The following is a 23,268-nucleotide window of genomic DNA, read 5'->3' as shown; positions in this document are numbered from 1 at the left end:
GGTCGCTGCGGCGCCGATCCATGCACGCATGGCCATCTCGTCATCGCTTAGGGTTGGTGCCGAGCGACAACTATGGACAGCGGCGAGAGGCAGTCATGGCAGAGCAGGTTCGTGGTGTGGTGTCGGCGGGCAAGGGTGCTCCGACGACCATCGAGACGATCACCATCCCCGATCCGGGGCCACGCGATGTGGTGGTGAAGATCCAGGCGTGCGGCGTGTGCCACACCGACCTGGCGTATCGGGAAGGTGGGATCAACGACGAGTACCCGTTCCTGCTCGGACATGAGGCTGCGGGCATCGTCGAAACGGTCGGCGATGAGGTGTCATTGGTGGCACCCGGCGATTTCGTGGTCCTGAACTGGCGTGCGGTGTGTGGTGAGTGCCGGGCCTGCAAGCGAGGCCGCCCGCAGTACTGTTTCAACACCCACAACGCGAGCAAGCCGATGACCCTGGCCGATGGCACCGCGTTGACCCCGGCGTTGGGGATCGGCGCGTTCGCCGACAAGACCCTCGTCCACGAAGGGCAGTGCACCAAGGTCGCTGCCGACGCCGACCCTGCGGTCGTGGGGCTGCTGGGCTGCGGCGTCATGGCCGGCCTGGGTGCGGCGATGAACACCGGCGGCGTCGTCCGCGGCGACAGCGTCGCGGTGATCGGCTGCGGCGGTGTCGGTGACGCGGCCATCGCCGGTGCCCGCCTAGCCGGCGCAACCAAGATCATCGCGGTCGATCGTGACGCCCGCAAGCTCGAATGGGCCACCGACCTCGGTGCCACGCACACCATCGACGGTTCGACGGTCGACGACGTCGTCACCGCGATCCAGGATCTCACCGACGGCAACGGCGCCGACGTCGTGATCGATGCGGTCGGTCGCCCCGAGACCTACACGACCGCGTTCTATGCGCGAGATCTCGCCGGGGTCGTCGTGCTCGTCGGCGTGCCGACGCCGGAGATGAAGCTCGAACTCCCGCTGATCGACTTCTTCTCCCGCGGCGGTGCGCTCAAGTCGTCGTGGTACGGCGATTGTCTGCCTGAACGCGACTTCCCGATGCTCGTCGACCTGTACCAGCAGGGCCGGTTGCCTTTGGAGAAGTTCGTTTCCGAGCGGGTCGGTCTCGACGATGTCGAAGCCGCTTTCCACAAGATGGAGGCCGGCGAAGTGCTCCGCTCGGTGGTGATCCTGTGACCGTACGCATCGAGAACGTCGTCACGTCCGGCCAGTTCAGCCTCGACGGCGGAACCTGGGACGTCGACAACAACATCTGGCTCATCGGCGACGATTCCGAGGTGGTGATCATCGACGCCGCGCACTCAGCGACGCCGATCATCGACGCCGTCGCCGGCCGGACCGTCACCGCTGTCCTGCTGACCCACGGCCACAACGATCACGTCACCGTGGCACCGGAGCTGTCGCAACGACTCGATGCGCCGATGCTCCTGCACCCCGGCGACCGCATGCTGTGGGATCAGACCCACCCCGACATCGGGCCCGGCGAACTCGAGGACGGGCAGAAGATCACCGTCGGCGGCACCGATCTCGTCATCATCAACACGCCGGGTCATTCACCCGGATCGTGCTCGATCTACGCCCCCGAACTCGGTGTGCTGTTCAGCGGGGACACCCTGTTCTCCGGCGGGCCCGGCGCGACTGGCCGCTCATTCTCCTCGTTCCCGACGATCATCGAATCAATCCAGACCAAGATCTTCACCCTGCCCGCCGAGACGAAAGTCAACACCGGACACGGCGACTCCACGGCAGTCGGAGACGAGTCACCACACCTCGAGGAATGGATCAAACGCGGGAGCTGACATCTGCTCCTCGCGTTCCCACCCACCCGAATTCGCGCCACCCACCCGCAATTGCTGGTGGGTGGCGCGAATTCGGGTGGGCGAGCGAGCTATCCGTCGAGTCGTGGGGGTGACGTCATCCGGCTGATGACCGCATCGACGTGGTCGAGACGCAGCTCCGCGCCCCCTGAGATCTCCGAGGCGAGGTTTTCGAGTTCGGCCACCGATGTTTCAGCGTGCGCCACAAGCGGTCCCCGCAGGCGCTGCGGTGACTGGGCCGCGGTGATGAGTCGATCGTCGAGCTCAGTGGCAGCGATTTCGATCCGGACCCGGGCGTCGATACGGGCACCGTCGTAATCCAGCTTCGGATCGGATCGCAACAACGCCAAGGCATCACGGATTCGGCGGTGCAATCGGGCCTCCGGGTCATGCGATCCCGCCCACGACGCGGGCGCCCGCGTCGGCCGGCCGGGGACGATCTCGTTGGCCTGCAACGCACTCTGCCGGATCCGGCGCGTCATGATGAACACGCCGCCGGCCGCCGCGATACACGCGACCACGACCACGACCACGATCACAGTGGTCATGTGAGCGCCGTCCACGCTGCCACGATCGAGACGAGCACAATCAACGCCGCCACCACCGCGAACGCGATCTTGACCTTGCTCCACGGCCGCTGGCCCTGAACCTCGCCCGTGACGCCGTTGATGAACACCTGAAACGGAGTACCCGCGTACACCACGGTCAGCAACCAGATGGGCAGCAGCACATGCTTGAACCGCAGCGAGTTGTAGCGGGTGTCCTTGTTGTTGATCCGCTGATGGTCTCCGCCGATATCGCGGCGGATGGCAGCGTCGATACCGGCGTCGATCCGGGACTGGGCCACCGGAAAGCACTGATCGGCATCGAGATCGTAGGTTCGGCACAAATGGCCTGCGATGAACTCCGGACTGAACGGAGTTGCCTGTCCGGTGGGCCACGGTTCGAGTTCGTGGACCTTGTCGGTGTCGAATCCGGTGTTCGCCAAGACCGCTACGTCGTCGAAATTGTTGTCCACCACACCCGACCGATGACTCCAGCGGGTACGGGTTTCGGTGCGCCGGTTGTCTCCACTACCGGTGGTCACCGTGTAGTTGTCGCCGCGCATCCCCGTATACGAGGTCGTCGTGTTCGCGTCGTAGGTGAAGTAGGCCGCATAGAGGCTGGAGAACGAACCGACTTCCCGGTACTTCTTGAACTCGGTCGGGGCGAACCACCTGCTGTTGATCCAGTGCTCGATCACCTCCCGGCCGCGCGCGTCGTCGACCTGGAACGGCAGGATCCCGTCGACCGGGAGCCTTGTGGGGGCTGCGTGGATGTCGTCACGCTGAATCGGCGTGGCGCAGTAGGGGCATCGGGTCGCGGTCAGAGTGCCGGTGAATGTCGTTCGGCCCCCGCAACTCTGACAGACGATTTCCCGCTCTGAATCCGGTGTCGTCGCCGGGGGTCCCGCGGCGAGCAAGCCGCGCAACTGGGTCATGGTCGAGGCCAGATCGTGTTCGACGACCCGGCGCGCGGGATCGAGGACGATGGCGTGCGAGCGACCACAGCTGGGGCACAACAGATTCTGTGTCGTCGGGTCGAACACGAGCTGCGCGCCGCAACTGTCACAGGGATAGGTGCGTGTCTGCTCGGTGACCTGGAACAGAGCCCGTTCCGGGTCGGAGGCAGCAGGACGCGGCGGCATCGGAGGCAGAGGCGGTGGGGGGCCGGCCGAACCGTCGGGTAGGGGAGGCGGGTTCTGCGAATCGTTCATCGGCCTAGGTGGTGGGAGTCGTCGGAAGCGGGGGAGGTGTGGCGAAGAGTCCGGCGAGTACCGGCACGGAGGAGGCCTGCACCCAGCCGGGCATGCCCTGACTCCACACCAGCGTGGCGCCGGTGAACTGCCCCGCGGTCGCTGCCCCCTGCAGTTGAGCGACGGTGAACGGACCCGCGGGCTGGCCACCGTTGTCGATGTGGAACGTCGCCGCACCGGGCAAGGGCGGGGGACCTGCCGCGGGAGCGGGTTGCCCCTGTCCTGCTCGGCCGAACTGACCGGCCATCTGACTACCCAGCGCGACCCCCATCCCGGCGGACATCATGTCGCCCATCGCACCGCCGCCCGGATTCTGAGCGGCAGCGAGCATCGCGTCGGCCGCCTTTCCTTGCTGGTAACGACCGAGATCGCCGACGTTGTCGAGGAACCCGCCCTCCTCGACACCGCGGGCAACGCCACGGGTCATGGCGGAGGTGATCTCGTCTGGCAGAGAGATGTTCATGGTGATCGAATCGATGGCCAACCCGAACTCGTCGTCGACGCGCTCGGATACGAACGCGCGGAGCTTGTCGGACAACTCCACCTGACGACCTTGAAGGTCGATGACACCGAGGCGGGTCTCCATGATCATGTCCGAGAACGCGAGAGTGATGACCCGTCGTAGCAATTCAGATATCTCGTCCACATCGACCGCACTGTCGGTGCCGATGACCTCCCGCAGAAATATCTCAGGATCAGCCACCCGAACGACACACAAACCGTTGGCCCGAACCTGCACCATCGTGAAATCCGGATCGCGGACGGTGACGGGATTGGCGGTGCCCCAGCGCAGATCGGTCACCGGACGGGTGTTGATGAAATACACCTCGGATCGGAACGGGCTGTTGAATCCGTGCTTCCAGCCCTGCAGGGTGCTCAGGATCGGAAGGTTCTCCGACGTCAGTTGATAATGCCCGGGTCCGAACCGGTCTGCGAGCTGCCCTCGATAGACGAAAACCGCCTGCTGACCTTCGCGAACGATGAGTTCTGCCTCGTTCTTGATCTCGTTGTTGTAGCGCGGAAAACGCCACGCCAACGTCGAACGCGAATCGTCGATCCATTCGATGATGTCGACGAGCTCACCTTTGATCTTGCCGATGATCCCCATATTCGGTGTTCTCCCTAGCGGCGTCGCGTGATCGCGGTGTCTGAAGAAGGCCGATGTGATGCACCCAGCCATTGATCAGTCTAGTGACACCGGCCGTGTCGCACGGCCACATGGCCTGCTCGCGATGGGAGAGTGGTCAGGTGAGTCGGGTCTTAGTGGAGCGAACCGGGCGCCGGTGGATACCGGTTGCGATGCTTGCCGCCGTCCTGGTCATCGGTGGGTGCACAACCGAGGTCGACGGTGATCCGACGGCCGCTCCGGTCACCGGGGTGAGCCCGAACAACTCCAACGGGTCGAGCGATCTCCGAGAGCGATCAGTCGCCCCGGCCGATTTCCCGGTCGGATACTCCGCGACGGAGGTCACCGGCGGACAACTGGGCGCTCTGCTGGGCGACACCGCAGGCGTGGCCGCGGGCGGGACAGTTGACCCACCGACCTGCGCGCCGAGACAACTCCCATCCGACCCCGGCGACGCGACCGCGTTCGTGGCGACGGGCACCGGCGCCAACGCCGGTGCGTTGTCCGCGGTCACGGTTCTGGTGGACACCCCGTTGGCGGAGTTGAAGGCAGACCTGACGAGGTGCCCCACCTACACAACCGACACCGAGGGCGCGAAAGCGACTGTGACAACGACGGTTCTGCCGTCTTCGCCCGCACAATCCGAGGAATCGCTGGCGTTCCGGCGTGTCACGTCGTCAGGTGCGATGACCCAGACGATGACCGCGCTGGTGGGTCAGAACGACGGCATCCGGGTCTATGTCACCTATGTCGCGTCGGGGCAGCGGCCTCCAGACGGCATGGCCTTGGACCAGCTGTACACCACTGCACTCGCGCGATCCCGGGGCTGAGTGCCTGCCTGTGGATACAGCCCCGATCGGTGGATAACCTCTCGATTCGGGTCCGCCGGCCGCATGCGAGGTCCAGAAGGCGGCCGACTATCGGTGCATGACATCTGACAACTTCGAAACCTCGGTATCGGGCCCCGCAGCGCTGATCACCGCCATACCTGCACTGCTCGGCTTCGTCCCGGAGCGTTCCCTCGTCTTGATCACCTTCGAAGGCAACGGCGACGAGATCGGCACCACGATGCGTCACGACCTGACCCTGGAACCGGACGGCACACCCACCGAGCTGATGCTCAGCGTCATCGATCACCTCGCCCGGGTGTGCGAGTCGTACAACGCGACGCGTGTCGTCGCCGTGATCATCGATGATCGGATGGATCCCCACGGGCCCGTCTACCGTCGCCTTGCGGCCGTCATCGACCGCAACCTGATCGCCGTGGGTGGGCTGTACGGTGCCTTTTGGACGTCGGCGATCACTCTCGATCGCCCATGGATCACGCTGTGGGACCGCCGATCCGAGGTGAACGAGTCCGATCGGATTGCCGATGGGGTCGTGGGTGATCCGACGATCAGCCCGGTCGCCATCGCGCGTGCGGTGGCCGGCGGGCGGCGTGTCCTGATGACCCGGGACGAGATGGTCGAGAACCTCTCGCCGCTGCCTCACTGTGCTTCTCCGGAGTGTGATGCGTACGAGATCTCGGCGATCGACGATCGCGACTACGCAGAATTGATCCAATCGAAGCTGAACGGAGCCGCCGCGGACGAATGGTCGGACATCGTGGACGACGATGAGTCGGCGTCGATAGCGGGACCGGTGGATCAGACCACGATCGATCCGGCAGTGTTGCAGGACTATGCGTGCACGGGAAGCGGACGCGTCCCGCTGCACCTGCTGGTCGAGCAGGTGCGTCGGATCCAAGAGCGATCTGACCTGGAGTTCGTCCTGGACCTGGTCGTGCGCGGCTGCGGCGATCTGGATTGTGCTGACCTCCAGCGGCTCGACAAGGCCCTCCGCGAACTCTATGTGCGTGATGCGCTCGTGTCGCTCGCCGTGACGGACCTGTGGTCTGATGCCGAATACCTGTTCACGCAGGCCGCCCGGAGGCTGCGCGGACGAGGGCAAGCAGCTGCCGCGACCCTGCTGGGGTTCGTCCATTACGTGCACGGCAACGGTGCGATGGCGGGCACGGCGTTCGACGTGGCGCTCGAGGTCAGTCCCGGGTACTCGATGGCGACCCTCTACAACGACGCGCTGACGCGCGGGATACCGCCCGGTGTGATCAATCGGTGCGCGGAGACCGGCTATCTGGTCGCCCGGTCGCTCGGGGTGGAACTGCCACCGCCGATACTCCGGCCGGCGGCCTGATGGTGATCAGCGCGTCGCGAGGGATGCCGAGTGGGCGCGGTCGCCGAGAGCTCTGGTGTACTCCCACGCATCGGCGACGATGACCGACAGGTCGGTGTGTTCGGGATACCAGCCGAGTTCTGCGATGGCTTTGTCGCTGGACGCGATCAGGACGGCCGGGTCGCCGGCGCGTCGGGGTGCGGCGACCACCGGGATCTCCAAGCCGGTTACTTCCTCGCAGGCCGTAATGACTTGGCGCACAGAAAAACCGGTCCCGCTGCCGAGGTTGAAGATCGAATGTCGGCCGGCGACCGCGGCCTCGAGGGCCAGTGCGTGGGCCTGCGCGAGGTCGAGGACGTGGATGTAATCACGAATGGCTGTGCCGTCGTCGGTGGGGTAGTCGGTCCCGAACATCTTGATGTGCTCACGATGACGCAGGGCGACCTGGAGAACGAGTGGGATCAAGTGGGTCTCGATGACCCGATTCTCACCGGCACCGGCGTAGGCACCCGCGACGTTGAAGTACCGCAGGGACATCGCGGCGAGTCCGTGGGCCGCCGCGTACGACGTGATCGCGTGATCGATGGCGAGCTTGGTCGCACCATACGGATTCGTCGGACGCGTGGGCGCGGACTCCAGGATGGGCACCGATTCGGGCTCGCCGTAGGTGGCGGCTGTCGACGAGAACACCAAACGCGGGGTCTTGGTGCTGCGGACGGCCTCGAGGAGGGCAAGCGATTCGACGACGTTGCCGTACCAGTACAGCTCAGGGTGTTCCACTGATTCGCCGACCAGCGACTGGGCGGCGAAATGCAAAACCCCGTCGAAGGCGTCGGAACCGAGTACATCGGCGGCGACGTCGCGGACATTGCCCTCTATGAAGGCAACACCCTCCGGCAATGCCTCGACATTTCCGGTACTCAGGTTGTCGACGATCGTGACGTCATGACCGTGCTCGACCATGACCCGGGCGCAGACGCTACCCACATAACCGGCGCCGCCGGTGACCAGGAGTTTCATGAAAGAGTTCGGTCAGACCTTCTCGACCTGAACCGAGTGCGCCATCTCCTCGGACAACTGCAGCCCCTGATGACCCGGGGTGCTGATGACGATTGACGTGGGATTGACCGTCACGCTGACCCGCGCGTTGGGGACCACACCGGCTTCGCGTAGTGCGCTGATCAACTCGATGTCTGCCTGAGCATGCTCGGACAACCTCCGTACGATGACCGCGACGGGCTCGCCCTGGGGTAGCTCCGAGATGCGTGTCATCGGCGCGGGAGGAACGAGATCCGAAAATCCGAGCTGATCGAGTCCGGGAATCGGGTTACCGTACGGCGACGTCGTCGGGTGATCCAATACCTCCAGCAGGCGGCGCTCGACGTTCTCACTCATCACATGCTCCCAGCGGCACGCCTCCGCATGGACGTCCTCCCACGGCATCCCGATCACATCGACCAGCAACCGCTCCGCCAGACGATGCTTGCGCATCACCGAGACCGCAAGACTTCGGCCCTTGTCGGTCAGTTCGAGGTGGCGGTCACCGGCGACCAGTACCAGTCCGTCGCGCTCCATACGGGCGACCGTCTGTGACACCGTCGGACCGCTCTGCTCCAGGCGTTCGGCGATGCGTGCCCGCAACGGAACGATGCCTTCTTCCTCAAGGTCGTAGATCGTCCGAAGATACATCTCAGTGGTGTCGATCAGTTCGTTCACGATCCCCATCCCTTTCGTCCTGCACCAGGCTACCTGTAACAACGTCCGGTTTCGGTCAACCCTTCCCGTGACCGTGATACGTCACACGCCGACAACTCAGTCGAGCTCCGCTGCGCTCCGTCTCCGCCAATCCGGTCGAGCTCCGCTGCGCTCCGTCTCCGGCAATCGGGTCGAGCTCCGCTGCGCTCCGTCTCCGCCCTCTAGGCTCGGTACATGAGCATTGACGCCGGTCCGGCGAACGCGCAGTCCGCCGCGGTGATCTGGAGCGATGATTTCCTCGGGTACCGATGGGCGCCCACGCACCCGATGAACCCTATCCGGCTGGCATTGACGATGTCACTGTCGACGTCGCTCGGGGTCCTCGACGGTGTCCCCTCGATCCCTCCGATGGCTGTCGACGACAGGTTGCTGCAAACAGTGCACACCGCCGCGTATCTGGATGCGGTGCGTAGCGCCTCATCGGTCGATGATTATGTGGGCGGGTCCTCCCACGTCCTGGAGCGGTTGTTCGGTCTGGGAAGCGTCGACAACCCGGTCTTCGAGGGGATGCACGGTGCTGCCGGTGTGCTGGTGGGCGGCACGATGGCCGCGGCAGCCGCCATCGCCTCCGGATCCGTGCGCCGCGCCGTCAACATCGGCGGTGGAATGCACCATGCGATGCCGGGCCATGCTGCCGGCTTCTGCATCTACAACGACTGCGCGGTCGCGATTCGCTGGCTGCTCGAGCAGGGGTACGACAGGATCGCCTACATCGATATCGACGCACATCACGGGGACGGCGTGCAGAAGGTGTTCGCGGGAGACCCGCGCGTACTGACGATCTCGCTGCACCAGCATCCGGCGACGTTGTGGCCGGGCAGCGGTTGGCCCGAAGAGGTCGGCGAACAGGACGGGAGAGGGAGTGCGGTCAACATCGCGCTCATGCCCGAGACCTCGGACAAGCTGTGGCTACGGGCGTTCAACGCAATCGTGCCCGGGGTGGTCGAGAACTTCCGGCCCCAGATCATCGTCAGCCAATGCGGTGTCGACAGCCACATCCAAGACCCGTTGACCGACCTGTCACTGACGGTCGACGGGCAGCGGGCCGCCATCTATGCGATGCGCGACCTGGCCGACAAGTATTCAGAGGGCAGGTGGCTCGCGGTCGGCGGCGGTGGGTACGGGATCATCAACGTCGTACCCCGCAGCTGGACCCACCTCATTTCCGCGGTCACCGGCGCCGACCTCGCTCCGGACACCGTGATCGACGAGAGCTGGTGTGCTGCGGCGACAGCCGAGGCCAGAATGCTCGACGAGACACTGCGTGCGGATCCGGTCGCAGTCATGACCGACGGCGGCGAGACCGATTACCTGCCCTGGGATGGTGATGGCGGTGGTCCACTGATGGACGGCATCACCGACGCCGCGCAGACCCGAACCGACGCCACGATCATGGCAACCCGGCGTGCTGTTTATCCGTTGTGTGGTCTCGACCCGGAGGATCCCCGTGACTGACTTGCCAGAGACGAACCGCAGCGACGCAACGGAATCGACGATCGCCCCGGACAAGCGCGGACCGCACGATTTCCCGAGACATTGGATCGCTGACGTCCTCGCCAGTGACGGTGGCGTGGTCCACCTTCGGCCGATCGTGCCTGAGGACGCAGATGGACTGGTCCGGTTCCACTCGGCGCTGTCCGAACGCACCAGATACTTGAGGTACTTCGGTCCGTTCCCGCACATCCCGCCCCGCGAGCTCGCCCGGATGACCACCGTCGATCACTACAGCCGTGTCGCGTTCGTCGGATTGCTCGGCGGAGAGATCATCGCCATCGGTATCTACGAAGGCCTGGCTGCCGATGGCAAGGACAGCACGGCAGAAGTTGCCTTCGTCGTGGCCGACGAGCACCAGGGTCGCGGCCTCGGGCCGATTCTGCTCGAACATCTCGCCGGTGCCGCAGCCGAGTGCGGATTCGAGCGCTTCGAAGCAGAAGTGCTGGCCGAGAACCCCAACATGGTGGCAGTGTTCCGCGACGCCGGATACCAGGTGCGCCGCAGCTTCGACGGCAGCACCATCCACGTCGAGTTCACGATCGACCCGTCCGAGGCGCTGCTGTCGGTGCGCAATGCCCGCGAGCGCGGGTCGGAGGCGCGCAGTGTCGCGAACCTGCTACGGCCCACGTCCGTCGCGGTCATCGGAGCCTCCGTCGACCGTCTGAAGGTCGGAAACGCGGTACTCGCGAACGTGATAGCCGGCGGCTTCACGGGACCCGTCTTCCCGGTGAACTCCGAACACCGGGCGGTCCGCGGGATCCGCGCCTATTCGACGGTGCGCGACATTCCGGACCCCGTGGACCTCGCGATCGTCGCCGTCCCGGCCGACGCCGTCGAAGAAGTCCTCGACGATTGTCTGCACAAGGGCGTCAAAACCATGGTTGTGCTGTCTTCCGGGTTCGGCGACACGAGCGACTCGGGCCTCGAGTCGGAGCACCGGCTGGTGGAATCGATCCGGGAACACGGCATGCGCCTGGTCGGTCCGAACGCCCTGGGGGTGGCCAACACCGATCCTGCGGTGTCTCTCAATGCCACCCTGGCACCGCTGGTCCCGGGTCGGGGCACAGTCGGGTTCTTCTGCCAGTCTGGTGCGCTGGGTATAGCCATCCTGGACGCGGCGGCGCGTAGGCAGCTCGGATTGTCGACATTTGTCTCCGCAGGCAACCGCGCCGACGTCTCCGGCAACGATCTTCTGCAGTACTGGGACACCGACCCGGACACCGAGGTCGTCTTGCTGTACCTCGAGAGCTTCGGCAACCCCAGGAAGTTCACGCGATTGGCGCGCCGGGTCGCCAGCGGCAAGCCGGTGGTCGCGGTGAAATCCGGGCGAGGGGCTGTCCCGCCGGCGATGGCCGCCGTCGATCACTCGCTCGACGACGAGAGCACCCGTGCCCTGCTCGCACAATCCGGGGTGATCCAGGTCGCGACGATCCCTCAGTTGTTCGATTGCGCAACCGTGTTCGCGTATCAGCCGCTACCGCGCGGACCGCGCGTGAGTATCGTCGGCAATTCCACGGCGCTCGGCGTGCTCGCCCAGGAGGCAGGAAGCCACTTCGGGCTCGAGGTCGTCCAACGGGTCGATCTGGGCCCGAGCGCATCGCCCGAGGCGTTCGAAGAGGCCGTGCGGACCGCAGCCGCAGACGAAGGCGTTGATGCATTGATCGCGGTGTTCGTGCCACCGGTCGCCGTCAGCGTCGACAGGTACGCGCAGGCGCTGATGTCGGGCATGGCCGACTCCGACAAACCGGTGGTCACCACATTCCTGGCCGTGGAAGGAATCCCGCAGAACCTGTCGGTACTAGGCGCATACGGCACCCCCGCCCGAGGGTCGATACCGTCGTTTCCCGGGCCGGAGCGAGCCGCTGAGGCTCTCGGGCATGCCTGGCAGTATGCCCAATGGAAGTCCCGGCCGGCGTCGGAGGTGCGCAGGCCTGCCGACGCCGATCCCGACACCGCGCGGCGTCTGGTCCGTGAGGCGGTCGCTGCTTCGGCGGGTGCGGTCACCGAACTCGATGACGCTCGGACCGTTCAGATCCTTGCCTGTTACGGGATTCACATCGTCCCGTTCAAGGAGGTCAGCAGTGCGGACGAAGGTGTTGCGGCGGCGAACGAACTCGGGTATCCCGTTGCCATCAAAGCATTCTCGCCGAGCTGGCGGGGGCGGGCGGACCGGGAAGGTGTGCGACTCGACCTACCCGATCAGCATTCGGTGGAGCTGGCCGTCGTCGAGTTGACGGAGGTCACCGGCGAGTCGAGGTTGCATGTGCAGCAGATGGCGCCGAAGGGGATCAGCACCGTGATCCGGGTCCGGGACGATCCGTCCTTCGGGTCCCTGATGTCGTTCGGACTGGCCGGCGTCACCAGCGATCTCCTGGGTGATCGCGCGTATCGCGCGCTGCCGCTGACAGAAAATGATGCCGCGGACCTGATTGCCGCGCCGCGGTCGGCACCGTTGCTCTCGGGTTACGGGGGACAGGAACCCGTCGACAAGGACGCCTTGATCGATCTGGTGACGCGCATCTCGGCGCTGGTCGACGACATCCCGGAGGCGCGCGACGTTGTCTGCGACCCCATCCACGCGACCCCAGGCGGTGTCGCGGTGCTGGCTGCGCGGATGCGGGTGGGAGCTGTTCCCACCAAACACGATTCGGGCCCCCGCCGGTTGGGATGACGAGGATCGGCAGTCCCGGGCACACGGACCCCATCCTCACAAGGCACCAGCCGCCACTGATGATTCAGTGGCGGCTGGGCAGGAGAGAAGTTGCAGTGATGGTCAGCTGGCGTAGGCGCGCAACCGCTCCGCGCGGTCGCCCTGACGCAATTTAGACATGACCTCCCGCTCGATCTGACGAACCCGCTCGCGAGAGAGACCGAACATTCGGCCGATCTGGTCCAGGGTGCGCGGCTGACCGTCGTCGAGCCCGAACCGCAACCGGATGACCTGCTGCTCCCGCTCATCCAGCGTGGCGAGAACCGTACGGACGTCGGTGTGCAGAAGTCCTGCGATGACAGCGTTCTCGGCGGAGGTGGCCTCTGCGTCTTCGATGAAGTCACCCAACGGTGCCTCTTCGTCGCTGCCGACCGGCATGTCCAGGCTCACCGGGTCCCGGCTGTGGTCGAGCAGGTCGGCGATCTTCTCGGCGGGGATGCCCGACTCCGACGACAGTTCATCGTCGGTGGCCTCGCGACCGAGCTGCTGGTGGAGTTCGCGCTTGATCCTGGCCAGCTTGTTGACCTGCTCCACGAGGTGGACCGGCAGCCGGATCGTGCGGCTCTGATCCGCCATGCCGCGCGTGATCGCCTGACGGATCCACCAGGTGGCGTACGTGGAGAACTTGAAGCCCTTGGCATAGTCGAACTTCTCCATGGCCCGGATCAGACCGAGGTTGCCCTCTTGGATCAGGTCGAGCAACGGCATCCCGCGGCCGGTGTATCGCTTGGCCAGCGAGACGACCAGCCGCAGGTTCGCCTCCAGCAGATGCGAGCGAGCCGACTCACCCTCACGGATCAGTGTCGCGAGATCGCGCTTCTTGACTGCCGACAGGCGCTTCCTGGTGGCAAGAACGTGCTTGGCGTAGAGGCCGACCTCGATCTGCTTCGCCAGTTCCACCTCTTGCTCCGCGTTGAGAAGTGCGGTGCGGCCGATGCCGTTCAGATAGACGCGAACAAGGTCCGCGGCCGGGCTTTGCGCATCCAGGTCCTGTTCGGTCATCGCCGGACGGATGGTGGTGGGGCTGGACATGTCGGCCTCCTCAAGTGCGGTTGTCTTCACTTGGTTCAACGGAGGAGACCGCCCAGATAGTTCCACGAGGGTTCCCCGAGGCCGACGCTGTGACCAGCGCTTTCCGAGAACCGGTCTGAGAAGTTACTGAGAGTGCCCTGAGGTTTCCCGGCAGGATGCATTCCAACCCGCCGGGAGAACGATTCCGTGACGGATCAAACCCTCCACGAGGTGCTCCACGGCCGCAGTGTCGATCTGCTCGTCACCGGTTGCGACCGAGAGCAGGTCGGTGATCTCGCCCAGCGTCAACCCGTCCGGACGGAGGCCTGCGAGCAGCGCCTGCCCGAGGGTGTCGATCTCGTGACTCCACCGCGGACCGTCGGGCCGGTGGATACGCATCACCACGTCCTGCCATCCGGTGTCAGGGTCGAGTGTCGCCACCCGTTCGAGGGCTGCGCCCGCGGTGACCGAGAAGCGCTCGTTCGTCAGATCATGAGTTCGCAGCCACGCGGTGCGGCGGAGATAGTCGTCGGCTTCGGGCCCGAGCGGATCGTCGAACGAGTGCCCGAGCTCCTCTGCGAGCAGGTCGGTCGGCTCGTCGGTGCGGCGCAGGAAAACGAACCCGAACCCGATGCCCGACACCCCGGACCGGTCGAGGTGTCTGAGCCACCGGTCGGCGAGTTCTGCGGATGCGGGGTCGCGGGGGTCGTGACCGGCGTCGCGCAACCAGGTCCCCACGTACAGAGCGGGGTCGGCGACATCGCGCTGTACCACCCACGCGTCGATCCCGTTGTCCGGGATCCACTGTGAGATCCGCGTCCGCCAGTCGTCCCCGGTGATGACCCAGGAGGCCAACATCGAGGCGGTACCACTCTCGGTGAGGAACTCCGGCGCGGTGCGGCACATGAGTTCGCTCGCCCCGTCGAGATCCAGGCCGGAGTCGCGGTACGTGTGCGTGACCTCAGGTGGACCGACGACGAAGGGCGGATTCGCGACGATCCGGTCGAACTTCTGACCGCCGACGGGCCCGAACCAGGCGCCCTTGGACAAAGTGACCCGTCCGGGGTCGATACCGTTGATCGCGAAGCCTGCGCGGGTCATCGCCAGGGAACGGTCGGTGATGTCGGTCGCCGTGACGTGGCCCGCGAAATCTGCGGCGTGAATCGCCTGGACGCCGCAACCGGTGCCGACGTCGAGCACGGAGGCGACAGGATCAGTCGCGGTCGCCTTCAGCAGGGACAACGATGCGTGTCCGACTCCGAGTACGTGGTCCTCGGTGATCGCCTTGCGGCGCATCGTGCCGTCGAGGTCGGAGAACAGCCAGCGGTTGCCCGACCCGAGGTCGACCGGACGCACATCGATGGCCGCGCAGAACCCCGTGCCATCGGCCTCCAGGAGTCCGACGCCGATCGCCTGGTCGATGTCCACCGGTGAGAGCGCGGAAGACACCTGTGATCGGGTGCAGGTATCGCCGAGGAGCAGGAGCCGGATCAGGGTTCCGAGATCGCCGCTGTCGGCGCACGCCCGCCGAACAGGTACCGGTTCACCACGCCCCAACGCCCCGTGGGCCTCGTCGCCGAGCAGCTCGAGCACTCCGTCGGTCGTGTAACCGGCCTGCCGAAACGCGGTCCGTAGGTCGCCGGCCAGGGTGTGCAACTCCGCAGCTGAAGCCAGAGCGCTCACTCCTCGCGTCGATCGAGACCGAAGAAGGAGCGCTTCTCCGTCAGCTGATTAGTCCGCTCGGTGCCGTATTTGTAGTGAGGCACTTCGCCTTTGGCGCGAGGCGGCCGATCGTTGGCGATCAACACCGCGACCCAGGGGATCGGGATCGACAGGATGATCACTCCGAGCGCCAGGAAACCGTTCTGTGTTGCCCCGTAGATGATTCCCGCGAGAACCAGTGCGGGGACACGGAACGCCATCAACGTCAGGTACTTGCGTACGCGGGCCCGGTGCTGTTCTTCCAGAGAGGTTTGAGCCTCGGTGATGAGAAAAGTCTCCGGCGCGTGTTCTTTCGGAGCCATGTTTTCCACTGTCCCACTTTCGTTGCCGGACGGCCACCTGCAGTTGTGTCGGCCTGATGTGGTCTGCGTACCGGCCCGGCCCGACACACGCGTTGGCCCATCGCGGCTTGTCGGGGCAGAATTGTCCCCATGGTGGATACGCAGACCCTCGACAAGCCCGAAGTCACAACCGACGAGACGACAGAGGACGACACCCCCAAGTTCTTCCACTACGTGAAGAAAGACAAAATAGTCGAGAGCGCTGTGATGGGTAACATCGTCGTCGCCCTGTGTGGTGAGACTTTCCCCGTCACCCGTTCGGCCAAACCAGGCTCACCGGTGTGCCCGAAGTGCAAGAAGATCTACGGACGCATGAAAAAGGGCGAGTGACAGGTTCTGCGCTCAGCGCGGTGCATCCGGCCCTGAGGATGGAGCGTCTTTCTCCTGCGGCGTAGGAATGGGTGCGGTCGCTGATGCTTCGCTGCGTTTGATCGGCCCGGACGGCAGCCACGCCGGGACACCTTTGAGTTGGTCGGTGATGTCGCTCGTCTGCTGGGAGACCCAGTCACGGACCTGATCGATCTTGGTCGGGTTCGCGGGCCACAGTTGCTGGGCGATCGCGTTGAACTCCGCACCCACCACGATGGCGAAGCCGAGGAAAAACGTGAAGAGCAAGAATGCGATCGGTGTGGCGAGCGCGCCGTAGCTGTACCCGGTCTGGGTGATCGTCGCCAGGTACCACCGCAGGATCGCACTCGCGCACCAGAACACGAGGCCCGCGAGCAGCGCGCCGGGTACCAGCCGATGCCAGGGGAGGGGCTTGGCCAGGGCGACGCGATACAGGGTCGTCAAACCCGCGAGCAAGAGCAACGCAACGGCGGGGAAGTACCCGTATTCGATTGCGACCGAGCTGGCCGGGTGCCACGAGTCAGGTATCACCTCGCGGATATAGGCGGGTCCGAGCGCCACGAGCGGCAGCGTGAGGACGGCGAGCACCAGGAAACACACGTACAGCCACAACGCGAACAGCCTCTGCGTCACCGCGTGCCGGACGTTGTGCTGACCATGTGCCACGACGATGGAGTCGACGAAACTCGACATGGCGGAGGACCCCGCCCACAGCGACAGCACGAAACCCAGAGAGATGACCTCGGCGCGCCCGCTGACGAGCACGTTGTCGACGGTGGGGGTGATGATCTCGTCGACGACATTCTGGCTGAAGGTGCGTTCGGCGAAGCTGATGATCCGGTCCTGGATGATCTCCTCGGTGTTCGGCCCGAACCAATTCGCGACGTAACCGACGCAACCGAGAAGACCGAGGAGCAGCGGAGGCAAGGACAGCGTCTGCCAGAACGCGGCCTGGGCCGACATCGCGAAGATCGAGTCGTCCCAGGATTTGGTGATGGTGCGCCAGAGCATCCAGGGCAGGCTTTTGAGTACGCGCGGCCGGTCGCCGGCGTCTTCCTGTCGACGGGTGTCATCGACCTGCGACGGAGGTGGCGTCGCGGGGTCGGGGGAGGGTTCGGTTGGCTGTGTGATGAGACCAGCATTACGGAAGATCGAGCGTGATGGGAGATGCCGCGCCGCCGACGCTGTGGGCTGATCGCCGCTCGGCGCGGTAGCATTTTGCGGTGCCCCGGCGGTACGAGCGCAGTGCGCCGAATCGCCCGACAAAGTGGAGCACACGCCATCCGGCCGGACCGGTTGGCCCGGATTGAAGAACCTCATCGCATGTCAAGGAGTTGTGCCCTGTCGTGACCCGACCCTCTGCCCTCTCCGGATCTCAGGTCACCGAACCGGCGCCTCCGCCGGCTGCCTCGCCGCTGCGTACCTGGCAGCGGCGCGCCCTGACCAAGTACCTGTCCGCGGCACCCAAGGACTTTCTCGCGGTGGCGACGCCGGGCGCCGGTAAGACGACCTTCGGACTGCGGATCGCAGCGGAGCTGCTCGCTGACCGCACGGTGGATCAGATCACCGTCGTCGCTCCCACCGAACACCTCAAGCACCAGTGGGCCGCCGCCGCCGCGCGCGCCGGCATCGCGTTGGACTCGCGCTTCAGCAACTCCGCGGGACAGACGAGCTCGGACTATCAGGGTGTGGTCGTCACATACGCGCAGATCGCCACCCATCCCGCCCGGCACCGCGTCCGCACCGAGAATCGCCGGACTCTGGTCATCCTCGATGAGATCCACCACGGTGGCGATGCGAAGAGCTGGGGCGAGGCGATCCGCGAGGCCTTTTCCGACGCGACCCGGCGGCTGGCACTGACCGGTACCCCGTTCCGGTCCGACGACAGCCCCATCCCCTTCATCACCTACGAGCCCGAGGCTGGAGGCGGCAGCCGATCGGTCGCCGACTACGTATACGGCTACTCCGACGCCCTGGCCGATGGCGTCGTGCGCCCGGTGGTCTTCCTGGCGTACTCGGGTGAGGCCAGCTGGCGGAACAACGCGGGCGAGGAGTTCACCGCCCGGCTCGGCGAACCGCTCTCGGCCGAACACACCGCGCGCGCCTGGCGCACCGCCCTCGATCCCCATGGCGACTGGATCCCCGCAGTGCTGCAGGCTGCCCACACCCGGCTGCGGCAGTTGCGCAAGTCCGGTATGCCCGACGCAGGCGGCCTGGTGATCGCGACGGATCAGACCGTGGCCCGGGACTATGCCGAACTGCTACAGGCGATCACCGGCAAGATGCCCACGGTGGTGCTCTCGGACGACCCGAAGTCGTCGAGTCGGATCGCAGAGTTCAGTGAGTCGCAGGACGAGTGGATGGTCGCGGTGCGCATGGTGTCCGAGGGCGTCGACGTTCCTCGTCTCGCCGTGGGTGTCTACGCCACCAGTGCGTCGACACCGCTCTACTTTGCGCAGGCAATCGGTCGTTTCGTGCGGTCGCGTCGGCCTGGTGAGAACGCCAGTGTGTTCCTGCCGTCGGTCCCCGTGCTGCTGCAGTTGGCCGCGCAGCTCGAGGCCCAGCGCGACCACGTGCTCGGGAAACCGCACCGGGAGTCCGAGGGACTCGACGACGCACTGCTCAATGACGCGAACAAACAAAAAGACGAAGACGGGGAGGACGAGCGGGGATTCGAGTCCCTCCACGCCGACGCCGAACTAGACCAGGTGATCTACGACGGGTCGTCGTTCGGCACTGCCACTTTCTCCGGTAGCGACGAGGAGGCCGACTATCTGGGATTGCCTGGCCTCCTCGATGCCGATCAGGTCCGCGATCTCCTGCAACAACGCCAGGCGACCCAGATCGAGGCGCGGAGCGCCCAACCCCCTCCTGCGCCGGTAGTGAAGAACGAACCGTCGGTGGGCAAGCAACTGACCGCGTTGCGTCGTGAACTGAACAGCCTGGTGGCCATGCATCATCACCGCACCGGTAAGCCGCATGGCCAGGTCCACAACGACCTTCGGGAGCGACTCGGAGGACCTCCCACCGCAATGGCGACGGCGGACCAGTTGCAGGCCAGGATCGAGGCGTTGCGTAAGTGGCGATGATCGTCCCGTGCGCACGGCTGGCCCGTCGGGCCCGGATACAGCACCGCCGCGGCCCACATGATGTGAACCGCGGCGGCGTGACGGGAGTTCTTAGACCAGCTCTTCTTCGTTGGTGACCACGGTCGCGCCCATGTCGATCAGGCGTGCTTCGTGCTCGTTGAAGTGGTGACGGCAAAACAGCAGCTCTCCACCTGTGGAGAGAACCGCGCGTACACGTGCCGCCGCACCGCAACGATCACAGCGGTCGGCAGTGGTCAGTGGCATGTGGATCGGGGGCGTGGTGATGGTGTCTGACATGTTTTCCTCCGTCCAGGGCCTGCGCTTACGCGGTCCCTTCGCGAGCTGATGTATCGGGGTGGTACATCCACTCTCACTCTTTCAGACGATTTGGCAATCGGCTTTGTTCCCGGGGGCCCTCCGGTGTGTCGTCACTCACCCGTAACAGCTGAGCTGCGATCGGCAACATCGACCGTCTTTTCGGTGTGAGACAGATCCCAGCCGGTAACCGGCGGGCGGGTGACGACATGTGACCCACCTACAGTGTTGCAATGTCGCGCGCCGCCGAAACCTCAGGGTCGGTGAGCGGGCTCTCGAAGCTCTCGGTTCTCTTCGTGATCGGGGCCGTGTGCCAGTACATCGGGGCCTCGATCGCGGTTCCACTCTTCGGTGAACTCGACCCTGCGACGGTCGCCTGGTTGCGGGCGAGCGGCGCCGGTGCGGTGCTGTTCGCGGTGTGGTGGCCGTTCGCGGCGCGCCGATGGCCGCGGGTTGGCGTCCGGTTTCCGCCGCGGCGGCTCCTGATCGCCTCTGCTTTCGGGCTCGTCACCCTGGGAATGAACATGGCGTTCTATCTCGCCATCGATTCGATCGACCTCGGCGTGGCGGTGGCCATCGAGTTCCTGGGGCCCGTGGTGGTGGCTGCAGCGGGCTCGCGGACACGTTCGGACGGCTTCGCCGTCGGCGCCGTCCTCGTGGGTGTGGTGTTGCTCAGCGGTGCGAGTCTCGAGGGTTCACCGATGGGTGTCCTGTTCGCGTTGCTGGCTGCCGGCCTGTGGGCCGCGTACATCGTGGTGGGCAAAAAGGTCGCCGGTGGACCGGTGCGACGCAAAGAGGGAGCGCCGACCGGCGAATCGGACCGTGAGACCGCTCCGTGGCGCGATGGGATCGACGACCTGGCCATCGGACTGACGGTCGCCGGCGCTCTCGCCGCGCCGGTGATGATCGCGATCAGCGGCGCCGCGGACCCGGGCGCACTGTGGAGTTGGCGAATCCTGCTGATCGGGGTCGGGCTCGGTGTGCTCTCGAGCGCGATCCCGTATCTGCTCGATCAGATCGTGCTGTCGAAGTTGGGTCGGTCGCAGTTCGCGCTCCTGCTGGCGCTGCTCCCGGTCACCGCGTCGGTTGTCGGTGCGGCTGCACTCGCGCAGGTGCCGACGTGGCCGGAGTTGTGCGGTATGGCTCTCGTGATCGCCGCCATTGTCTTCACCGCGCGCACCGCAGATATTGCCTCTGGCGCGGGCACCGGCTGATACGGCAGGCTGAAGGTGTGAGCGGCGACGTACATCTGGTCCATCTGTGCTCGATCTCCGACTGGCTCGAAGCCAGGACGACAGGGGCGATCGAACCTGCGTCCCTGGCGTCTCAAGGCTTCGTGCATCTCTCGGATCGCACGCAGGTGCACATCCCGGCAAACCTGCTGTACCGCGATCAGGCGGATCTGGTCCTGCTGAGCATCGATCCCCTGCGCGTGGGCGCCGAGATCGTCTGGGAGGACGGTGATCCACCCGACGCGGCGGGCACCCAGTTCCCGCATCTCTACGGTGCGCTGCCGACCGGTGCCGTCGTAGGTGTGCAGCGCTACGACATGGACGAATCGGGGCGTTTCCCCCAATTGCACTAGTCCGGTCGCCTGCTCTGGTCCGCGTGACCCGGGCGGTAGGTCAGTCCGTGCTCGCGGGCGACGATCGCGGCCTGCACCCTCGATTGCAGGTCGAGCTTGTTCAGCACCCGGGACACGTGTGTCTTCACGGTGGTCTCACCGATGAACAGCGCCGAAGCGATCTGGGCATTCGACAATCCCGCGCCCAGGGTGGAGAGCACTTGACGTTCGCGTTCGGTCAGTTCCGACAGGTCGCGCCTCTGTGATTCGCCGGGATCTGCCGGGGCGACCGCACCTGATCGGTGGGTGAACCGGTCGATCACGCGCCTGGTCACCTCGGGTGCGAGCGCCGCGTCTCCGCGTGCCACCGCGGACACCGCGGCGATCAACTCCGAGGCGTCGGCGGTCTTGAGCATGAAGCCCGATGCGCCGGCCCGAAGTGCGGTGAAGATGTAGTCGTCGATGTCGAACGTCGTCAGGATCAGCACCTTGGAGATCCCGGTGGCGCAGATTCGAGCAGTCGCCTCGATCCCGTCGGTCCCCGGCATCCGGATGTCCATCAGGACGACCTCCGGTCTGAGTGCGGTGGTCAGAGTGGTCGCCTGGTCTCCGTCGGTCGCCTCACCGACCACCTCGATGTCCGCGGACGTCTCGAGCAGTAGACGTAGGCCGGCGCGGATCGCCGCGTGGTCGTCCGCAATCAGAACCCTGGTCATGGAGAAGATCCTGGCAGACGACCCGACTGCGGAGGGTGATCGAGATCGGGCGTCGGGAGTTCGGCGACCACCTCCCAGCGGGAGTCGGTGATCCTCACGTCCACTGTGCCGCCGACCGAATGCGCACGTACCCGCATGTTCGCGATGCCGTGACCGTCGACCCGATCCGGAAGCGCAACATTCGGGCCCACGGTGTTCGAGACCGATATCAGAGTCGACGAAGTTCCCTGGCACACAGTGACATCGACGTCTGCGCCCGGGCTGTGGGTGGCGACGTTGGTCAGAGCCTGCTGGATGATCCGATAGGCCACGATGGTGCTTGCCGGGGAGAGCCGGGTCGTTGCGACATGCATGTCGACGATCGACCCGCAGGCGCGGGCGGTATCGGCCAGGCGGTCGATGCGGTCCAGGCTTGCGGTGACGGCGGTGTCGAGATCATCAGGACCCGAGAGCAATTCGATCATCGTTCGCATTTCGCGAAGCGCCTCGACGCTCGACGACCGCACCGACCGCAGCACCGAATCACGGACGGTGGCGTCGGTGGTCTCGAGCGCCGCGGCCGATTGCAGTGCGATGCCCGACAACTGGCCTGCGACCACGTCGTGGAGATCACGAGCGAGCCTGCGCCGCTCGGCGGCGACCGCCACCTCTCGGTCGCGGGTCGCCAGCGCCTCGACCGCGTGCGCTCGATCACGTTCGCTCTCGGCGGCCATCTGGTGCTGCCTGATGGCATGACCGTACGACGCCGGAGAGGCGATGAGTGCGGTGACGAGCAACATGGCCAGCAACGCCACCCGCCAGTCGCCGGAACCCGTCAGAGCCACCGCGAGTACGACGGCGGCGATCAGCCAGTTCACCAGTAGCATGACCCGTCTTAGCCGGTCAGAAGCGTACCTGGCGACGGCGTAGATGACATCGGAGTAGACGATCCACACGGCGATGGTCGGGCCACAGAATGCATCGATGATCAGGGCTGCGACCACACCGGTGAACGCGATGGCGGGCCGGGTGGAACGCCACACTTGAGAAAAACACGCAACGGCCAAGCTGACCAGTGGAAGCCACTGCGGCAGAGTGGTATTGAGGGCAGTTGCTCCGAAGAAGTATCGGAGATCGCCGATGTACAACACGATGCCGGCGACGAAGAACGCGGCCGCGACGCCGAGATCCCGCTGCCGGTCCGGATCGATCCGTGTCCGCGTCATCACACCTCCAGGTATTCATCACAGCACAGCGCCGAGTGAGCGTCGTCATCCCGATTGATGACCTCATCTCACCCGGTTGG

At 65.5% G+C, this 23,268-nt stretch carries 22 protein-coding genes; 10 read left to right on the top strand and 12 right to left on the bottom strand.

Annotated features, from left to right (window positions below):
* Nucleotides 1–95: 95 nt before the first annotated feature.
* Together J3S28_RS07280 and J3S28_RS07275 are read left to right on the top strand one after the other, a co-directional pair.
* Nucleotides 96–1,184: an S-(hydroxymethyl)mycothiol dehydrogenase gene (locus J3S28_RS07280; protein ID WP_207839199.1), complete on the top strand. Its 1,089-nt coding sequence runs from the start codon at nucleotides 96–98 to the stop codon at nucleotides 1,182–1,184.
* Complete coding sequence (locus tag J3S28_RS07275) at nucleotides 1,181–1,807, top strand: MBL fold metallo-hydrolase (protein WP_207839197.1); 627 nt, start codon at nucleotides 1,181–1,183, stop codon at nucleotides 1,805–1,807. The genes J3S28_RS07280 and J3S28_RS07275 overlap by 4 nt, the downstream gene beginning before the upstream one ends.
* Before the next feature lie 89 nt (nucleotides 1,808–1,896).
* Here the strand turns inward: J3S28_RS07275 and J3S28_RS07270 are convergent, their stop codons facing one another.
* The 3 genes from J3S28_RS07270 to J3S28_RS07260 are packed head-to-tail and all read right to left on the bottom strand — an operon-like array spanning nucleotide 1,897 to nucleotide 4,728.
* Complete coding sequence (locus tag J3S28_RS07270; RefSeq protein WP_207839196.1) at nucleotides 1,897–2,373, bottom strand: hypothetical protein; 477 nt, start codon at nucleotides 2,371–2,373, stop codon at nucleotides 1,897–1,899.
* Entirely contained in the window at nucleotides 2,370–3,581 is a 1,212-nt protein-coding gene (locus J3S28_RS07265; RefSeq protein WP_207839195.1) for a TFIIB-type zinc ribbon-containing protein, read from the bottom strand. The genes J3S28_RS07270 and J3S28_RS07265 overlap by 4 nt, the downstream gene beginning before the upstream one ends.
* 4 nt (nucleotides 3,582–3,585) lie before the next feature.
* A complete protein-coding gene (locus tag J3S28_RS07260) occupies nucleotides 3,586–4,728 on the bottom strand; it encodes an SPFH domain-containing protein (RefSeq protein ID WP_207839194.1) in 1,143 nt (380 codons plus the stop codon).
* A gap of 140 nt (nucleotides 4,729–4,868) precedes the next feature.
* On the opposite strand from J3S28_RS07260, the gene J3S28_RS07255 reads away from it, so the two are divergent.
* Nucleotides 4,869–5,576: a hypothetical protein gene (locus J3S28_RS07255; protein WP_207839193.1), complete on the top strand. Its 708-nt coding sequence runs from the start codon at nucleotides 4,869–4,871 to the stop codon at nucleotides 5,574–5,576.
* A gap of 97 nt (nucleotides 5,577–5,673) precedes the next feature.
* Nucleotides 5,674–6,939 (top strand): DUF4192 domain-containing protein, encoded by a 1,266-nt coding sequence (locus J3S28_RS07250; RefSeq protein WP_207839192.1) that lies wholly within the window; start codon nucleotides 5,674–5,676, stop codon nucleotides 6,937–6,939.
* 6 nt (nucleotides 6,940–6,945) lie between these two features.
* Here the strand turns inward: J3S28_RS07250 and galE are convergent, their stop codons facing one another.
* Together galE and J3S28_RS07240 are read right to left on the bottom strand one after the other, a co-directional pair.
* The gene (gene galE / locus J3S28_RS07245) at nucleotides 6,946–7,938 is read right to left on the bottom strand and encodes a UDP-glucose 4-epimerase GalE (RefSeq protein ID WP_207839191.1); all 993 of its coding nucleotides are present in this window, start codon (nucleotides 7,936–7,938) and stop codon (nucleotides 6,946–6,948) included.
* A gap of 12 nt (nucleotides 7,939–7,950) precedes the next feature.
* Nucleotides 7,951–8,634 carry an iron-dependent transcriptional repressor DtxR gene (locus tag J3S28_RS07240; RefSeq protein ID WP_207839566.1) on the bottom strand — a complete coding sequence of 228 codons (684 nt, stop codon included), beginning with the start codon at nucleotides 8,632–8,634 and terminating at the stop codon, nucleotides 7,951–7,953.
* A 213-nt stretch (nucleotides 8,635–8,847) separates the two neighbouring features.
* Between J3S28_RS07240 and J3S28_RS07235 the strand changes: the two genes are divergently transcribed.
* Nucleotides 8,848–10,128: an acetoin utilization protein AcuC gene (locus J3S28_RS07235; protein ID WP_207839189.1), complete on the top strand. Its 1,281-nt coding sequence runs from the start codon at nucleotides 8,848–8,850 to the stop codon at nucleotides 10,126–10,128.
* A complete protein-coding gene (locus J3S28_RS07230; protein ID WP_207839188.1) occupies nucleotides 10,121–12,838 on the top strand; it encodes a bifunctional acetate--CoA ligase family protein/GNAT family N-acetyltransferase in 2,718 nt (905 codons plus the stop codon). Before J3S28_RS07235 ends, J3S28_RS07230 begins: the two co-directional genes overlap by 8 nt.
* A gap of 102 nt (nucleotides 12,839–12,940) precedes the next feature.
* Here J3S28_RS07230 and J3S28_RS07225 read toward each other — a convergent pair whose 3' ends face one another.
* From J3S28_RS07225 to J3S28_RS07215, 3 genes are all read right to left on the bottom strand, one after another.
* Nucleotides 12,941–13,909: a sigma-70 family RNA polymerase sigma factor gene (locus J3S28_RS07225; protein ID WP_084838688.1), complete on the bottom strand. Its 969-nt coding sequence runs from the start codon at nucleotides 13,907–13,909 to the stop codon at nucleotides 12,941–12,943.
* A 123-nt stretch (nucleotides 13,910–14,032) separates the two neighbouring features.
* On the bottom strand, nucleotides 14,033–15,571 hold the full coding sequence (locus tag J3S28_RS07220; protein WP_307796920.1) for a DUF7782 domain-containing protein: 1,539 nt from the start codon (nucleotides 15,569–15,571) through the stop codon (nucleotides 14,033–14,035).
* A complete protein-coding gene (locus J3S28_RS07215) occupies nucleotides 15,568–15,912 on the bottom strand; it encodes a DUF3099 domain-containing protein (RefSeq protein ID WP_207839187.1) in 345 nt (114 codons plus the stop codon). The genes J3S28_RS07220 and J3S28_RS07215 overlap by 4 nt, the downstream gene beginning before the upstream one ends.
* Nucleotides 15,913–16,044: 132 nt before the next feature.
* Here J3S28_RS07215 and J3S28_RS07210 point away from each other — a divergent pair, with 132 nt between their 5' ends.
* Nucleotides 16,045–16,281 (top strand): DUF3039 domain-containing protein, encoded by a 237-nt coding sequence (locus J3S28_RS07210; protein ID WP_207839563.1) that lies wholly within the window; start codon nucleotides 16,045–16,047, stop codon nucleotides 16,279–16,281.
* A gap of 12 nt (nucleotides 16,282–16,293) precedes the next feature.
* On the opposite strand, the gene J3S28_RS07205 is transcribed toward J3S28_RS07210, so the two are convergent.
* The gene (locus J3S28_RS07205) at nucleotides 16,294–17,310 is read right to left on the bottom strand and encodes a YihY/virulence factor BrkB family protein (RefSeq protein ID WP_207839186.1); all 1,017 of its coding nucleotides are present in this window, start codon (nucleotides 17,308–17,310) and stop codon (nucleotides 16,294–16,296) included.
* A 404-nt stretch (nucleotides 17,311–17,714) separates the two neighbouring features.
* On the opposite strand from J3S28_RS07205, the gene J3S28_RS07200 reads away from it, so the two are divergent.
* The gene (locus J3S28_RS07200) at nucleotides 17,715–19,388 is read left to right on the top strand and encodes a DEAD/DEAH box helicase (RefSeq protein WP_237341274.1); all 1,674 of its coding nucleotides are present in this window, start codon (nucleotides 17,715–17,717) and stop codon (nucleotides 19,386–19,388) included.
* 90 nt (nucleotides 19,389–19,478) lie between these two features.
* On the opposite strand, the gene J3S28_RS07195 is transcribed toward J3S28_RS07200, so the two are convergent.
* Entirely contained in the window at nucleotides 19,479–19,685 is a 207-nt protein-coding gene (locus J3S28_RS07195) for a DUF7455 domain-containing protein (RefSeq protein WP_084838497.1), read from the bottom strand.
* Between the two features lie 251 nt (nucleotides 19,686–19,936).
* Here J3S28_RS07195 and J3S28_RS07190 point away from each other — a divergent pair, with 251 nt between their 5' ends.
* Nucleotides 19,937–20,917, top strand: coding sequence for an EamA family transporter (locus J3S28_RS07190; protein WP_207839184.1), 981 nt, complete (start codon nucleotides 19,937–19,939; stop codon nucleotides 20,915–20,917).
* Between the two features lie 17 nt (nucleotides 20,918–20,934).
* Nucleotides 20,935–21,288: a DUF952 domain-containing protein gene (locus J3S28_RS07185; protein WP_207839183.1), complete on the top strand. Its 354-nt coding sequence runs from the start codon at nucleotides 20,935–20,937 to the stop codon at nucleotides 21,286–21,288.
* On the opposite strand, the gene J3S28_RS07180 is transcribed toward J3S28_RS07185, so the two are convergent.
* The gene (locus J3S28_RS07180) at nucleotides 21,285–21,983 is read right to left on the bottom strand and encodes a response regulator (RefSeq protein ID WP_207839181.1); all 699 of its coding nucleotides are present in this window, start codon (nucleotides 21,981–21,983) and stop codon (nucleotides 21,285–21,287) included. The two genes, J3S28_RS07185 and J3S28_RS07180, sit on opposite strands and share 4 nt — an antisense overlap.
* Complete coding sequence (locus J3S28_RS07175) at nucleotides 21,980–23,188, bottom strand: sensor histidine kinase (RefSeq protein ID WP_207839180.1); 1,209 nt, start codon at nucleotides 23,186–23,188, stop codon at nucleotides 21,980–21,982. Before J3S28_RS07175 ends, J3S28_RS07180 begins: the two co-directional genes overlap by 4 nt.
* Nucleotides 23,189–23,268: the final 80 nt, after the last annotated feature.

Origin of the sequence: Williamsia soli (genome assembly GCF_017377795.1) — a bacterium.
Classification (GTDB): Bacteria; Actinomycetota; Actinomycetes; order Mycobacteriales; family Mycobacteriaceae; genus Williamsia; species Williamsia soli.
This window is presented reverse-complemented; position numbering and strand designations above follow the sequence as displayed.

Excerpts from the sequence above, each read along its gene's own strand:
- J3S28_RS07280 (WP_207839199.1), top strand. The coding sequence starts at position 96 with ATGGCAGAGCAGGTTCGTGGTGTGGTGTCGGCGGGCAAGGGTGCTCCG.
- J3S28_RS07270 (WP_207839196.1), bottom strand. The coding sequence starts at position 2,373 with ATGACCACTGTGATCGTGGTCGTGGTCGTGGTCGCGTGTATCGCGGCG.
- J3S28_RS07265 (WP_207839195.1), bottom strand. The coding sequence starts at position 3,581 with ATGAACGATTCGCAGAACCCGCCTCCCCTACCCGACGGTTCGGCCGGC.
- J3S28_RS07260 (WP_207839194.1), bottom strand. The coding sequence starts at position 4,728 with ATGGGGATCATCGGCAAGATCAAAGGTGAGCTCGTCGACATCATCGAA.
- J3S28_RS07250 (WP_207839192.1), top strand. The coding sequence starts at position 5,674 with ATGACATCTGACAACTTCGAAACCTCGGTATCGGGCCCCGCAGCGCTG.
- galE (WP_207839191.1), bottom strand. The coding sequence starts at position 7,938 with ATGAAACTCCTGGTCACCGGCGGCGCCGGTTATGTGGGTAGCGTCTGC.
- J3S28_RS07235 (WP_207839189.1), top strand. The coding sequence starts at position 8,848 with ATGAGCATTGACGCCGGTCCGGCGAACGCGCAGTCCGCCGCGGTGATC.
- J3S28_RS07225 (WP_084838688.1), bottom strand. The coding sequence starts at position 13,909 with ATGTCCAGCCCCACCACCATCCGTCCGGCGATGACCGAACAGGACCTG.
- J3S28_RS07215 (WP_207839187.1), bottom strand. The coding sequence starts at position 15,912 with ATGGCTCCGAAAGAACACGCGCCGGAGACTTTTCTCATCACCGAGGCT.
- J3S28_RS07205 (WP_207839186.1), bottom strand. The coding sequence starts at position 17,310 with ATGCTCTGGCGCACCATCACCAAATCCTGGGACGACTCGATCTTCGCG.
- J3S28_RS07195 (WP_084838497.1), bottom strand. The coding sequence starts at position 19,685 with ATGTCAGACACCATCACCACGCCCCCGATCCACATGCCACTGACCACT.
- J3S28_RS07190 (WP_207839184.1), top strand. The coding sequence starts at position 19,937 with ATGTCGCGCGCCGCCGAAACCTCAGGGTCGGTGAGCGGGCTCTCGAAG.
- J3S28_RS07180 (WP_207839181.1), bottom strand. The coding sequence starts at position 21,983 with ATGACCAGGGTTCTGATTGCGGACGACCACGCGGCGATCCGCGCCGGC.
- J3S28_RS07175 (WP_207839180.1), bottom strand. The coding sequence starts at position 23,188 with ATGACGCGGACACGGATCGATCCGGACCGGCAGCGGGATCTCGGCGTC.